The 13,479-nt window shown below is 71.0% G+C and carries 10 protein-coding genes; 5 read left to right on the top strand and 5 right to left on the bottom strand.

Annotated features, from left to right (window positions below; translation table 11 throughout):
- Positions 1–51 precede the first annotated feature (51 nt).
- A complete protein-coding gene (gene pgm, locus WMF22_RS30045; RefSeq protein ID WP_438032011.1) occupies positions 52–1,698 on the top strand; it encodes a phosphoglucomutase (alpha-D-glucose-1,6-bisphosphate-dependent) in 1,647 nt (548 codons plus the stop codon).
- Between the two features lie 108 nt (positions 1,699–1,806).
- On the opposite strand, the gene WMF22_RS30040 is transcribed toward pgm, so the two are convergent.
- Positions 1,807–4,143 carry a DNA polymerase II gene (locus tag WMF22_RS30040; protein WP_437293447.1) on the bottom strand — a complete coding sequence of 779 codons (2,337 nt, stop codon included), beginning with the start codon at positions 4,141–4,143 and terminating at the stop codon, positions 1,807–1,809.
- 482 nt (positions 4,144–4,625) lie between these two features.
- Here WMF22_RS30040 and WMF22_RS30035 point away from each other — a divergent pair, with 482 nt between their 5' ends.
- On the top strand, positions 4,626–5,261 hold the full coding sequence (locus WMF22_RS30035; protein WP_438032010.1) for a DUF4142 domain-containing protein: 636 nt from the start codon (positions 4,626–4,628) through the stop codon (positions 5,259–5,261).
- A 33-nt stretch (positions 5,262–5,294) separates the two neighbouring features.
- Here WMF22_RS30035 and WMF22_RS30030 read toward each other — a convergent pair whose 3' ends face one another.
- The 3 genes from WMF22_RS30030 to WMF22_RS30020 form a co-directional block, all read right to left on the bottom strand.
- Positions 5,295–6,464 carry a zinc-dependent alcohol dehydrogenase gene (locus WMF22_RS30030; protein WP_438032009.1) on the bottom strand — a complete coding sequence of 390 codons (1,170 nt, stop codon included), beginning with the start codon at positions 6,462–6,464 and terminating at the stop codon, positions 5,295–5,297.
- A 2-nt stretch (positions 6,465–6,466) separates the two neighbouring features.
- Positions 6,467–7,213 (bottom strand): hypothetical protein, encoded by a 747-nt coding sequence (locus WMF22_RS30025; RefSeq protein ID WP_438032008.1) that lies wholly within the window; start codon positions 7,211–7,213, stop codon positions 6,467–6,469.
- A 278-nt stretch (positions 7,214–7,491) separates the two neighbouring features.
- The gene (locus WMF22_RS30020) at positions 7,492–7,842 is read right to left on the bottom strand and encodes a hypothetical protein (protein ID WP_437293443.1); all 351 of its coding nucleotides are present in this window, start codon (positions 7,840–7,842) and stop codon (positions 7,492–7,494) included.
- On the opposite strand from WMF22_RS30020, the gene WMF22_RS30015 reads away from it, so the two are divergent.
- From WMF22_RS30015 to WMF22_RS30005, 3 genes are all read left to right on the top strand, one after another.
- A complete protein-coding gene (locus WMF22_RS30015; RefSeq protein ID WP_437293442.1) occupies positions 7,829–8,431 on the top strand; it encodes a hypothetical protein in 603 nt (200 codons plus the stop codon). The two genes, WMF22_RS30020 and WMF22_RS30015, sit on opposite strands and share 14 nt — an antisense overlap.
- Positions 8,432–8,653: 222 nt before the next feature.
- On the top strand, positions 8,654–10,177 hold the full coding sequence (locus WMF22_RS30010) for a sugar ABC transporter ATP-binding protein (protein ID WP_437293441.1): 1,524 nt from the start codon (positions 8,654–8,656) through the stop codon (positions 10,175–10,177).
- Positions 10,174–11,274 (top strand): sugar ABC transporter permease, encoded by a 1,101-nt coding sequence (locus WMF22_RS30005; protein WP_438032007.1) that lies wholly within the window; start codon positions 10,174–10,176, stop codon positions 11,272–11,274. Before WMF22_RS30010 ends, WMF22_RS30005 begins: the two co-directional genes overlap by 4 nt.
- Positions 11,275–11,505: 231 nt before the next feature.
- Here WMF22_RS30005 and WMF22_RS30000 read toward each other — a convergent pair whose 3' ends face one another.
- Complete coding sequence (locus WMF22_RS30000; protein ID WP_438032006.1) at positions 11,506–13,437, bottom strand: ABC-F family ATP-binding cassette domain-containing protein; 1,932 nt, start codon at positions 13,435–13,437, stop codon at positions 11,506–11,508.
- Between the last annotated feature and the right edge of the window lie 42 nt (positions 13,438–13,479).

Genomic DNA, 13,479 nt, shown 5'->3' with positions numbered 1-13,479 from the left:
CGCCCCGTGGAAGGGTTGGCTCGTCCCGCGCGCTCGACTATGCGGAGGCTCATGCCGCTACACCCCCTCGCAGGCCGCAAGGCCCCTCCCGATGTGCTGATCGATCCCGACGCGCTGCGCGCGCAGTACTACAGCGAGCGCCCCGACATGGCCGATCCGCAGCAGCGCGTCGCCTTCGGCACCTCCGGCCACCGCGGCTCGGCCGCGCGGCGCAGCTTCAACGAGGCGCACGTCCTCGCGATCGCGCAGGCCATCTGCGACTACCGCGCGAAGGAGGGCACGACGGGCTCGCTCTACCTCGGCATGGACACGCACGCGCTCTCGGAGCCGGCGCAGCGCAGCGTCATCGAGGTCTTCGCGGCCAACGGCGTCGACGTCCTCATCGCCGAGCGGAACGGCGTCACGCCGACGCCGGCCATCTCGCACGCGATCCTCACCGCCAACCGCGGGCGCACGTCGGGGCTCGCGGACGGCGTGGTGATCACGCCGTCGCACAACCCGCCCGACGACGGCGGCATCAAGTACAACCCGCCGAACGGCGGGCCGGCCGACACCGCCGTCACCGGCTGGATCGAGGCGCGCGCCAACGAGCTGCTCCGCGCCGACAACGCGGGCGTGAAGCGCACGCCCTACGAGGCCGCGCTGCGCGCGCCGACGACCCACCCGTACGATTTCATCGGCCCCTACGTCGCCGATCTCGGCAACGTCGTCGATCTCGAGGCCGTCCGCGGCGCGAAGCTGCGCATCGGCGTCGACCCGCTCGGCGGCTCGAACATCGCGTACTGGGCGCCGATCGCCGAGAAATTCGGGCTGGACATCACGGTGGTGAACCAGGCCGTCGACCCCACCTTCAGCTTCATGCCCCTCGATCACGACGGCAAGATCCGCATGGACTGCTCGTCGCCGCACGCGATGGCGAACCTCATCGCGCTCAAGGACGACTACGATCTCGCGTTCGGCAACGACGCCGACTCGGATCGCCACGGCATCGTCACGCGCAGCGCCGGGCTGATGAACCCGAACCATTACCTCGCCGTGGCGGTGTCCTACCTGTTCCGGAGCCGCCCGCTCTGGCGGCCCGACGCGGCCGTGGGCAAGACGCTCGTCTCGAGCAGCATGATCGATCGGGTGGCGAAGGACCTCGGCCGCCCGCTCCGCGAGGTGCCGGTCGGCTTCAAGTGGTTCGTCGACGGGCTGCTCGACGGCTCGCTCGGCTTCGGCGGCGAGGAGAGCGCGGGCGCCTCGTTCCTGCGGAAGAACGGCCAGGTGTGGTCGACGGACAAGGACGGTATCCTCCTCGACCTGCTCGCCGCCGAGATCCTCGCCCGCACCGGGCGCGACCCGGCCGAGCACTACCGCGACCTCACCGCGCGGTTCGGCGCGCCGATCTACACGCGCATCGACGCGCCGGCCACGCCGAGCCAGAAGAGCGTGCTCAAGAAGCTCTCCCCCGACGCCGTGCGCGCCGAGACCCTCGCGGGCGAGCCGATCACCGCGAAGCTCACGCGCGCGCCCGGCAACGGCGGCGAGATCGGCGGGCTCAAGGTCGTCGCGGAGAACGGCTGGTTCGCCGCGCGGCCCTCGGGCACCGAGGACGTCTACAAGATCTACGCGGAGAGCTTCAAGGACCAGGCGCACCTCGATCGCGTGCTCGACGAGGCGCGCGCGATGGTCACCGACGCGCTGTCGGCCAAGTGAGCTCCCCGGGCGCGCCCGGGAGCGCTCGATCTCCCGGCGCTCCTTCGGGGACTCCGCCACGCGCCCGCCCGCCCGCCCCCGGGTTCGCCTCGCGCGACGAGCGCCGGGTCAGAACAGCGAGAGCTGCCGCCGCGCGCCCGTCATCTCATCGAAATCGGCCCCGCCCAGCCACCGCAGCACCGAGTCCGCGATCGGCTTGAGCTGCTGCGACACGTAATGATCGTAGTCCGGCGGCGCCGTCGTCTGGCCCGCCGGCTCCGGGCCAGCGCGCGTGATCACATAGGCCACGATCCGCCCCGCGTCCCCGCCCAGCTTGCGGGCCGCCTTCACGTGCGGCGGCGTCGTCTTCGTGTAAGCGCCGAGCGGCTTCCTCAGCGCCTTCTTGTACACGAGCTCCGCGTCGAACCGCCCAGCGCGGAGCTCCGTCACGAAGCTCCGCACGAAGGCCTCCACCGGGCGATCGTGGAAGACCAGGTCGAGCAGCTCCCGCTGGAAGCGCCGCGCGACAGCGCTCGCGTCCCGCCGGACCGCCTCGAGCCCGACGATCTCGAGCTTGTCGCCGCCCTCCCCGGCGACGAGGCCCGCATAGCGCTTCTTGCTGCCCTGCGCGGCGCCGCGCAGCTCGGGCAGGAGGAAGCGCGCATAGACCTTCTCGAACTCGAGCTCCAGCCGGCTCTCGCAGCCGAACGTCCTCGCGATCTCGGCGGCGACCGCCCCGGAGATGGCGTCGCGCAGCTCCTCGGCCCGGGCGACGGCGCGCGCCGCGTCCGGCTCGCCGATGTCGACGAAGAGAGAGTCGGTGTCTCCGTAAAGCACCCGGTGCCCGGCCCTCCGCACCGCCTCGGCCGTGAGCCTGATGACGTGCTGCCCGGCGCGCGTGATGGCGTTCGCGACCTCGGGGGAGAACAGGCGCGACGCGGGAGAGCCGAGCACGCCGAAGAGCGAGTTCATGAGGATCTTGATGGCCATCGCGCCCCGCTCGTCGCCCGCCCGCCGCGCCTCGGCCCGCTCGTCCCAGAGGCGCGCGACGAGCTCGGGCAGGATGCCCGGCTCGCCGCGCCGGAACGCCGCGCCGCCCGGCGTCACGATGAGCGCCTCGGGCGGCCCGTCGCCCCCGGCGACGAACGTCAGCGGGTCGATGTTGAAGGTGCGAATGAGGCTCGGATAGAGGCTCTTGTAATCGTACACCACGATGTTGCGGTAGAGCCCCGGCAGCGAATCGAGCACCAGGCCGCCGGCGATCTCCGCCCCTCCCTCCGACCCCTCCCTCGCTACCGAGGGCGCGACCTTGCCGCGGGCGCGGAGCGCGGGCAGGTAGAGGGAGTCGATCGCGGCGATCTGCGCCCCCACGCGGTCGAGCTGCATGCCGGTGAGCAGGCTCCTCCGCACCGAGAGCTCGATGAGCCCCGTCTTCTCCAGCAGATCCCGGACGAGGCGCGCGTCCTCGAGGTTGTACTCCGCGAGCCGCGCCGGGTCGTCGCGGTACGACGCCTCGATCTGCTCGCCCCGGTCGTCTGGCCCGAACAGCTTGCCGCGCCCGAGGATCGTCCGAGCGGCGGTCTCCAGACGGTAATCGTCGAGCCGCAGGAAGGCGCCGCGGAGGAGCGCGAGGCCGTCGAGCACCACCCGCCCCGGCAGGACGGCGCGCGCCTCGCGCGAGAAGCCCGGATCGCGCAGGATCGCGATCTCGTCATCGCCCCTCCCGAGCGCGCACCGGAGCCCGGCGCGCCGGCAATAGCGCTGGAGCGCGGGCAGATCGAAATCCGGGATGTTCCAGCCGGTGAGGACGTCGGGGTCCGCCTGCGCGACGAGCTCGAGGAAGCGCTCGAGGAGCGTCCTCTCGTCAGGGAAGCGCTCGACGAAGGCGGGGAGCCCGCCGGGCACCGGCTCGTCGCGGACGAGGAGGCAGCGCTCGCCGCCCGCGCCCGCCACAGCGATGGCATAGAGGTGCTCGCCGTCGAGGCTCGTCTCGATATCGAGCGAGAGCACGCGGAGGCGGGGGACGAAGCTCGCGGGGACGAGCGTTGGATTGCGGTACACGCGCCCGACACCCGGGTGGAGCTCGAAAGGCCCGGAGACAGCGAACGCCCCGCGGATGCCGCGATCGATGAGAAAGCGGTAGGGAAAGCGCACGTCCGCCTCGAGGGCGTCGGCGCCGGCCTCGGCCAGCCTGTCGCGCAGCGCCGCGACGTCCCGCGGGAGCGCGGCCTCGACGCGCAGGACCGGCTCTCCGTCGAGCGTCTCGAGCGCCTGCGCAGAGACGCGGCGGTCCGCGAGCCGCCGCGCGACGTCCTCGTCGCGGGCGCGCACGAAGAAGTAGGGCCTGAACCTGTCCTCGATGACGAGCGCCGGCGCGCCGTCCTCCATCACCGCGTGGAGATGGAGCTCCGGGCACCCGGCGACGACCCGGGTCGTGGGCGTGAGGATGAAGCCGCGGTCAGGCATGTGCGAATTCGCGGAGGCCTCCGGGCGAGCTCTTCGCCAGCGCGCGAGGCGGCCCGGGGGCCGCGCCACCCTGCACTTGACCACCGGGACCGGCGCCCCGCAAGCCCCTCTCGCCCCGGGCGCAGGGGATTTCCCGGAGGAGCGCGATTGTCGAGGGAGCCGGGCCTCCGCCGGAGAGGGCGCCTTTCGAGGAGGCGAGCGCCTTTGCAGGGTTGCACGCTCGATTCGACGGGGGATGGCGAGCCCTCTTGGCTTGACGTGGAATCCCGAGATACGGCGCGGACGACTCCCCGGGTGTGCGGCGATCGCCCCGCGAGCGCGCCCGCGCGCAGCGCCATGAGCACGGCAGTCCCTCGGATGACGTCTCGGATTACGTCGAGAGCGGGTCCGCCGCTTGCTTGACGTTCGAGACGTCGTGAGCCGCGGGCATCCACGGATCGGCCGGTGATGCGCGCCGCGGAAATCCAGGAAGGAAATCCACCATGATGCGCCATCATTTCAAGCATCGCGTCGCCGTGATCGCCGCGCTCGCCGCGAGCGTCATCGGCAGCTCCGCGCACGCGGCTGGGCGTGGAGGTCACGTCCATCAGGACGCGCAGATCTCCCAGCTGCAGCAGCGGCTGAAGGAGGTGAGCCCGCGGTCCGAGGAGACACAGATATCGGACGGCGCCCTCGCGAAGGTGATCTCCGCGGCCAACGAGGTGGAGATCTCCCTTGCGATGATCGCCCGCAAACAGGCGCGGTCGCGCGATGTGAAGGATTTCGCCAGGGAGATGATCGAAGCCCACACCCAGGGGGACAGCCGCCTGAGCGCGCTCCTCCGGCGTCTCCGGATCAAGGCGGAGCCGACGCGGGCGAGCGCGATGATCGCCGGGCACTCGTCCATCCTCGCGGCGTACCTCCAGAAGCAGCCGGCCGAGAAATTCGATCAGACGTACATGGCCATCCAGGTGAGGATGCATGCCCATGCCGTGCGGATGCTGGACGAGCAGGCCATCCCGAGGGTGAAGAACCGGGAGCTGAAGCAGGAGATCCAGCGCATTCGCGATGATGCGGCGAGCCACCTGAAGCGGGCGCAGGCCATCCAGGCGACGCTGGCGAAGGGGCGGGAGCGCTAGCGCTCGCGGTCGGGGGCGGCGGCCCCGCCAGGGTCAGGGGGCGAACACCGCGCGCACGCACGCCTCCGCGCGCGCCTCGAAGAGGCGGTATCCGCGCGGCCCGTCGTCGAGGCACATCCGGTGCGTCAGGAGGTACGACGGATCGATGTCGCCGCGCTGGATGTGATCGAGCAGCCGCGGGATGTACCGCTGTCCGTGCTGCTGGCCGGTCCTGACGATGAGCGCCTTGTTCATGAGCGCGCCGAGCGGGATCTTGTCGGCGAACCCGGAATAGACGCCCACGATGGACACCGTGCCTCCCTTGCGGCAGGCCAGCATCGCCTCGCGCAGCACGTGCGGGCGGTCGTTCTGCATCCGGAACGCCTGCTTCACCCGATCGACCGCGTGCTGCAGGCCCGTCCCGTCGGCTTCCATGCCCACCGCGTCGATGCAGGCGTCGGGGCCGCGCCCGCCCGTCATCTCGCGGAGCGCCTCCTGGACGTCGACCTCGGCGTAGTTCAGGGCGTCGGCGCCCCCGTGCGCCTTCGCCATCGCCAGGCGGTCCGCGATCCGGTCGATCGCGATGACGCGCTCGGCGCCGAGGAGATAGGCGCTCTTGATCGCCATCTGACCGACGCCCCCGCACCCCCAGACGGCGACGACCTGGCCCGGGCGGATGTCGCAGAGCTCGGCCGCCATGTAGCCCGTCGAGAGCGCGTCGGAGGCGAACAGCGCGCTCTCGTCCCGCACCCCGTCGGGGACCTTGAACGCGCCGTGATCCGCGAACGGCACGCGCACGTACTCGGCGTGGCTGCCCGCGAAGCCCCCGAGGGCATGCGAGTAGCCGAAGATCGCGGCCGTCGTGTCCCCGAACAGCCTGTCCGTCGCCACGTGATGAGGATTCGAGTTCTCGCAGAGCGACCACAGCTCGCGCTGGCAATACGCGCACCGCCCACACCCGATGATGGACGACACGACGACGCGATCGCCCCGCTGCACCCGCTTCACCTCGGCGCCCGTGTCCACGACCTCGCCGAGGAACTCGTGCCCGAGGATGTCGCCCTGCTTCATCGTCGGGACGTACCCGTGGAGCAGGTGCAGATCCGAGCCGCAGACCGACGACAGCGAGACGCGGACGATGGCGTCGTGCGGGCTGATGAGCTTCGGCTCGGGCACCGACTCCACGACGATGTCATCCACCCCATTCCAGCAGATCGCGCGCATGGTCACTCCCTCTCACGGTCTGCCCGGCCGGACGGCTGCCCCGCCGTCGTCGGGATCTCGCCGATCTCGATCCATTGCCTCAGGCGCCGCAGCTCGCCCCGCAGCTGCCGCCTGGGCAGCTCCGCCAGCAGGTCGCCCGCCGCGCGCGCGAGCCGCCTCCGCGGCCGCGCGCCCGGCAGCACCACCTTGATCTCCGTGCCCCTGTCGCCCGGCGCTGTCGCGAGCGAGACGACCCCCGCCGGCGTGCGCTCCGGGCCACCCGCGCCGGCCGCGCCGGCCGCCCGGACCGTCGAGGCTTGCCTCTTCGCGCCGGCCTCCACGCGCCCGATGCTCGGCAGGAGGCGCCGCACGCCCGCCGCGTCCTGCAGCGCGTGCAGGACCGCCGCCCGCGCGTGGCTCACCGTGACGCTGCTCACGACCCGCGGCGCGCGCGCCCCGAGCGCCCGCAGCGCCGACGCCGCGATCTCGACCCCGAGCGCCGGCCGCTCCTCGGACAGCCCGGCGACCCGCCCGTAGATGCGGTATGCCGCCGTCTCCAGCCGGCTCAGGAGCAGCCCCGCGATTCCCCTCCTCCCCGGCAGCCGCGCGCAGCTCCCGCGCTGCGCCGCCGCGCTCTGCCGCTCTCCCTGCGGGGCTCTCTCCTGCTCCGTCGGGGGCGCGCCTTCGCCGCCGCTCCGCTCCCGGTCCGCGCTCTGCGCGCTCCTCTGCGACGCGGCGCGCGCTCGCCGGCCAGCCTTCGCCCGTGCCATCTCTCCTCCTTCGAGCCTCGCCGAGAGAGCCCGCGAAGGCGCCTTGCAAGCAGGCGGCCACTCGCGCTGATCCAGGCGCTCACGTCTCAACGACGCTCCGAACATGCTACCGCCGTTGCGAGCGGCCCCAACAAGGACATTCGCGCGAGCCTCGCCTCCAGGGCGAACGACGGCGAGCGAGGGCGAGCGATGACAAAGATGGATTGCAGCGAGGAAAGAAGAAGGTTGCAGGGCCTGAGCTTCCAGGCGATACTCGCCGCGCCAGGACGCTCCTTGATTCAATCGACGTCCGGCCCAGAGCGAGCGCTGATTAGAATAACGTAGATACGGAGATGTGAACGTATGAAGACTAGAATTTTCTTGCGTGCTTTTAGCTTGGCGGTCTGTGGACTGGCTGTCGCGGCGTGCGCCAGCGGCGACGATGGTGGCGGGAGCGGGAGCGGGAGCGGAGGCGCGGGCGGCTCCGGCAGCGCCGGCAGCACCACCTCCTCTTCGGGCACCGTGGACCCGTCGACCACGACGGCGAGCACGGGGACCATCGATCCCGCCACGACCTCGACGGCCGCGAGCACCTCGGCGTCGACGGGCTCGGGCGCGGGCCCCCAGACGATCGAGATGATCGATGACATGGAGGACAACGACAACGCCATCCTCGCCAAGGGCGGGCGGGTCGGTTACTGGTACACCTTCAATGACGGGTCGGAGGGGGCCACGCAGACCCCGCCGCCCGATCCGGAGGGGACCGGGGAAGAGCCTTTCACGATGGCGGCGCTCGCGCCGGCGCGCGCGCAGAGCATGTACGCGGCGCGCTCGTGGGGAGAGGGCTTCGAGACGTGGGGCGCTGGCTTCGGCTTCGAGCTGAACAGCCCCGAGGGCGTCAAGACCGCCTATGACGCCTCGGCGTACACGGGAATCACGTTCTGGGCCAAGATCGGCGCGGGCTCTGCCACGAGCGCGAGCGTCATGCTCTCGGACCCGGGCACGGATCCGGCCGGCGGCTCCTGCTCGGACCAGTGCGACAAGTGGCAAAAGTCGCTCGCCCTCACCGAGGAGTGGCAGCAGTTCACGATTCCCTTCGCGGACCTGAAGCAGGGCGGCTGGGGTGATCCGGCGGGCACCGACCAGATCGACGCGACGAAGCTCTACGCGATCCAGTTCCAGGTCGGCATCGCGCCCAAGTTCGACCTCTACATCGACGACCTCGGCTTCTACAACTGAGGGCCCTCACCCGGGCCGCTCCGGGAGCCCCCGCGCAGGGGGCTCTCCACCACTCCTCTTCGCCCCCGGCGCTTCCCAGGGCACATGCGTGATGCGCGACACGCGACACGCGGCGACCTGCGCGCCTGGATCCTCTTCTGCGCGCTTCCAACAAAGTGCTTGCATCGCAGGCCCCTCCCAGGCGAACGTGGCCGCGCGCTGACGCCCCTTGCGCCCAGGACAATGCCTCTCCTCGAGCTCGCATCGATCACGAAGCAGTTCCCCGGGGTGAAAGCCCTCGATGGCGTCTCGTTCGACCTCCAGGAAGGCGAGATTCACGCCCTCTGCGGCGAGAACGGCGCGGGTAAGAGCACCCTCATCAAGATCCTGTGCGGCTACTACCCCGCAGGCACCTACGGCGGCGAGATCCGCTTGAACGGCGGCGTCGTGCAGTTCAGCAGCATGCGCAGCGCCGAGGAGCACCGCATCGCGCTGATCGCGCAGGAGCTCGCGCTCGTGCCCGATCTCACCGTCGCCGAGAACCTCGTGCTCGGGCGGGAGCCCCTCCGCGGGGGGCTCATCGACTGGGACGCGGTGCGGGCCCTGGCGCGGGAGGCGCTCGCGCGCGTCGGGCTCGACATCGATCCCGAGCGCCCGATCAAGGACCTGGGCATCGGCCAGCAGCAGATGGTCGAGATCGCGAAGGCGCTGCTCAAGGACGCGAAGATCCTCGTCCTCGACGAGCCCACGGCGGCGCTCACCGAGTCCGGCGTGAGGACGTTGCTCGGCCTGCTCGGCGATCTGCGCGCCCGCGGCGTCTCCTGCATCTACATCAGCCACCGGCTCGAGGAGGTCTTCGAGATCGCCGACCGCATCACGGTCCTCCGTGACGGGAAGTCGATCACGACCCAGCCGCGGACCGCGCTCTCGCCCGACAGCGTCATCTCGTACATGGTCGGCCGCGAGGTGACGAACCTCTACCCCTGCCCCCCGCCGCCGGAGGGCCCCGTCGCGATGTCGGTCCAGGGCTGGTCGGTCGAGGACGCCGGGCACCCCGGGCGGTTCGTGCTGCGCGACGTGAGCTTCGAGGTGCGCGCCGGCGAGGTGCTGGGCGTCGGCGGGCTCATGGGCGCCGGCCGCACCGCGCTCCTCTCGACGATCTTCGGCGCCGCGACGAGCCGCGTCACCGGCGCGATCTCGGTCCGAGGCGGGCCCGCGACGCCGCCGTACACGGCGCCCGCGCAGGCGATCGACGCGGGCATCGCGCTCGTGAGCGAGGATCGCAAGCGCTACGGCCTCGTGCTCGAGGCGACGCTCCTCGACAACATCACGCTCGCGACCCTGCGGCGGTTCGTGAAGGGGCTCTTCCTCGATCACGCCGATCGCGAGGTCACGGCGGTCGAGCAGATGAAGGCGCTCAGGACCAAGGCGTCCGGGCCGCTCGCGCTCGCGAACCAGCTCTCGGGCGGCAACCAGCAGAAGATCGTGATCGGCAAATGGCTGATGACGGGGCCGCGGGTGCTGCTGCTCGACGAGCCGACCCGGGGAATCGACGTCGGGGCGAAGGCGGAGATCTACCAGCTCATCCACAAGCTCGCTTCGGATGGGCTCGCCGTGGTGCTCGTGTCCTCCGATCTGCCGGAGCTGCTCGGCATGAGCCACCGTGTGCTGGTCCTCAACCAGGGCAGGCCGACGGCCTGCCTCGACCGGAAGGACGCGACAGCGGAGCGCGTGATGGCTGCTGCAACGAGGAAGGTGACGGAATGAGCGAGGCCAAGCTTCGCGTGCGTATCCCCTGGCGCGCCCTCTCGATGGTGGGCTCGCTCATCGCGATCTGGATTGCCTTCTCCATCACGACCGATGGGACGTTCGTGACGCCGCGCAACCTGACGCTCCTCGCGCGGCAGATGTCGGTGACGTCGATCCTGGCCATCGGCATGGTGATGGTCATCGTCGCGGGGCAGATCGATCTCTCGGTGGGCGCGCTCGCCGGTCTGCTCGGCGCCTCGTCGGCGATGATCTACGTGAGCCTCGGCTGGCCGCTGCCGGCCGCCTTCATCCTGCCGCTCCTGCTCGGGGCCGTCCTTGGCTTCGTGCAGGGCACCCTCGTGGCGCGGCTGCGGATTCCCCCGTTCATCGTCACGCTCGGCGGGATGCTCATCTTCCAGGGCTGCATCCTCGGCTTGACAGGCGGTGTGTCCATCTCGCCGGCGCGTCCTTACCTGTTCGTGGGCCAGGCGTACGTGCCGCACACCCTCGGCTGGGCGGGCGCTGGCATCCTCTGCGTCGGGCTGCTGTACAAGGCGGTGCGCGCGACCGGCACGGCGCGCTACCCGTGGATCGGGCTCGCCATGTTCTCCCTCGCGTTCGCCGCCCTGATGAACTCCTACGAGGGTGTCCCGTTCCCCGTGCTTGTCGTGCTCGTGCTCGCGACCGTGTTCACGGTTCTCGCGAAGCACACGACGTTCGGGCGGCACCTCTACGCGATCGGCGGCAACCGCGAGGCGGCCTTCTACTCCGGCATCAGCATCGATCGTCACCTCATCGCCGTGTTCACGCTGATGGGCGTGATGGCGGGCATCGCGGGCGTTGTGCTCACCGCCCGCGTCGGCTCTGCGACCTCGGACGCCGGCCGGATGATGGAGCTTGACGCCATCGCGGCCGCCGTCATCGGCGGCACGTCGCTCCTCGGCGGGCAGGGCACCATCTGGGGCGCGCTGCTCGGCGCGCTCGTCATGGCCTCGCTCGACAACGGCATGAGCCTGATGAACACGGAGAGCTTCTGGCAGCCGATCATCAAGGGCATCATCCTCATCCTGGCCGTCGGCATCGACATGGCCAGCCGCAAGACGCGAGGCCACTGAGCCGCCGCTCGCGGTGCGATGAGGGTGAGTTGCCGCCTCCCGGCTCCGCGAACACGTAGGCCCCGGGAGAGGGGGTCCGCCGCGCGGCGCGGGGGATGGGCCGATGTTTGAGCCTGAGACGACGCCCCTCCGGCGAAGCCGGAGGGGCGTCGTCTCAGGCGAGTTCGGCGGGGCCCCCGCGCCGCGCGGCGGACCCCCTCTCCCGGGGCCGGGCAGCCCGGCAGGACCTCACTACTGCGCCTGAACCGCCCCGAGCTCCGCGATCTCCTGCTCGATCTGCTCCCACTCGGCCATGAGCGCGTCGATGCGCGGGCCGAGCGCCTCGTCCTCGGCCTGGAGCGCCGCGATCTCGGCCTGTCCGGTGCGCTCGAAGAAGCCGTCGCTGCAGTAGAGGTCGTGGATCGCCTTCTTCCGCGCCTCGGCCGCCTCGATGGACGCGAGCACCTTGTCGCGCCGCGCGGGCAGCTCCTTCTGCCGGTTGCGACGCCGCTTCTGCTCCTCCCAGGAGCCGCCCGCCTCCGCGGGCGCGGCCGCCTTCTGGTGCTCGCGCTTCGCCTTCAGCACCACCGTGTCGGCGTCGAGGTGATCGTCGCCGCAGCCGGCCAGGTACTCCTCGTAGGTGCCGGGGAAATCGCGCGGCCCGCTCGGCGTCACCTCGAGGATGCGCGTCGCCAGCTCGGAGACGAAGTAGCGATCGTGGGAGACGAAGAGCACCGTCCCCTCGAACGCCTTGAGCCCCTCGACGAGCCCCTCGATCGCCTCGAGATCGAGGTGGTTGGTCGGCTCGTCGAGCACGAGCACGTTGGGCCGCTCGACGATGATCCGGCAGAAGATGAGCCGCGCCGCCTCGCCGCCGGAGAGCGAGCCGACGCTCTTCTCGACGTCGTCGCCCGAGAACAGCGCCCTGCCGAGCTGGCCGCGGACGTAGCTCGGCGACTCGTCGGGGCACGCCGCCCACAGGAAGGAGAGCGGCGTCATCGACCCGTCGACGAGCAGCTCGCGGTGATCCTGGGCGAAGTAGCCGACGCGGGCCTCGTGCCCCCACGAAGCGCCGCCGGCGTCGGCCGCGAGCCGGCCCACGAGGATCTTGAGCAGCGTCGATTTGCCGAGCCCGTTCGGCCCGATCACCGCGACCCGCTCGCCCCGTCGCACCGATAGCGACACGTCGCGCAGCACCTGCTTCGCGCCGTACGACTTCGAGATCCCCTTTGCCTCGAGCACGTCGCGCCCGCTCGGCCTCTGGATCGCGAACCGGAACAGCGGCGAGCGGCGCGACGTGTCGGCGAGCTCCTCGACCTCGATCTTCTCGATCTGCTTGAGCCGGCTCTGCGCCTGGCGCGCCTTGGTCGCCTTCGCGCCGAACCGCTCCACGAACGCGCGCTTGTCCGCGATGATCTTCTCGGCGCGGGCGATCTCGGCCTGCTTGCGCTCGCGGATCGCCCGCTTCTCGACGACGAAGGCGGCGTAGTTGCCCGTGTAGAGCGTGATGGTCTCGTAGTCGACGTCGAGGATGTGCGTGGCGACGTTGTCGAGGAAGCGCTGGTCGTGGGAGATGACGACCGCGCAGCCCTTGTAGCCGGTGAGGAACCTCTCGAGCCACCGGATGGAGAGGATGTCGAGGTGGTTCGTGGGCTCGTCGAGCAGCAGCACGTCCGCGCCGCCGAGGAGCACCTGCGCGAGCAGCACGCGCAGCTTGAAGCCGCCCGAGAGCGTGGAGAGCGGCCTCCGGTGCGCCTCCACGGGGATGCCGAGCCCCTCGAGGACGGCGCTCGCGCGCGCCTCCAGCGTGTAGCCGTCGTGGGCGCGGATGCGATCCTCCAGGTCCGCCACCCGGCCGGCGTCACCGCCGCCCTCCGCGAGGCGGCGCGACTCGACGAGCGCCTCCCACACGACGCGATCGCCCATCATCGCGAGATCCAGGATGATCTGGTCGTCGCTGAGGAACCGGTCCTGCCGGAGCACACCCACGCGGGCGTCCTTCGGGATGCTGACGCTCCCGTCGCTCGCGGGCTCGTCGCCCGCCACGATCTTCAGGAAGGTGGTCTTCCCCGAGCCGTTCGCGCCCACCAGGCCGTAGCGGGATCCGCCGTTCAGCTTGAGCGAGACGCCCTCGAAGAGGGTCCGATCACCGAATGATTTCGCGAGGTTCGAGGTTCCGAGCATGACGCTGTGGGGGCTTGGGTCGCCGCGCGCGGGGCGCGGGGT

It is taken from the genome of Sorangium sp. So ce204 (genome assembly GCF_051526795.1).
Classification (GTDB): Bacteria; Myxococcota_A; Polyangia; order Polyangiales; family Polyangiaceae; genus Sorangium; species Sorangium cellulosum_B.
This window is presented reverse-complemented; position numbering and strand designations above follow the sequence as displayed.

Coding starts and splice junctions, on each gene's coding strand:
- WMF22_RS30020 (WP_437293443.1), bottom strand. CDS start 7,842: ATGTCATCGATCATCTCGATCGTCTGGGGGCCCGCGCCCGAGCCCGTC.
- WMF22_RS30015 (WP_437293442.1), top strand. CDS start 7,829: ATGATCGATGACATGGAGGACAACGACAACGCCATCCTCGCCAAGGGC.
- WMF22_RS30000 (WP_438032006.1), bottom strand. CDS start 13,437: ATGCTCGGAACCTCGAACCTCGCGAAATCATTCGGTGATCGGACCCTC.
- pgm (WP_438032011.1), top strand. CDS start 52: ATGCCGCTACACCCCCTCGCAGGCCGCAAGGCCCCTCCCGATGTGCTG.
- WMF22_RS30005 (WP_438032007.1), top strand. CDS start 10,174: ATGAGCGAGGCCAAGCTTCGCGTGCGTATCCCCTGGCGCGCCCTCTCG.
- WMF22_RS30040 (WP_437293447.1), bottom strand. CDS start 4,143: ATGCCTGACCGCGGCTTCATCCTCACGCCCACGACCCGGGTCGTCGCC.
- WMF22_RS30010 (WP_437293441.1), top strand. CDS start 8,654: ATGCCTCTCCTCGAGCTCGCATCGATCACGAAGCAGTTCCCCGGGGTG.
- WMF22_RS30035 (WP_438032010.1), top strand. CDS start 4,626: ATGATGCGCCATCATTTCAAGCATCGCGTCGCCGTGATCGCCGCGCTC.
- WMF22_RS30025 (WP_438032008.1), bottom strand. CDS start 7,213: ATGGCACGGGCGAAGGCTGGCCGGCGAGCGCGCGCCGCGTCGCAGAGG.
- WMF22_RS30030 (WP_438032009.1), bottom strand. CDS start 6,464: ATGCGCGCGATCTGCTGGAATGGGGTGGATGACATCGTCGTGGAGTCG.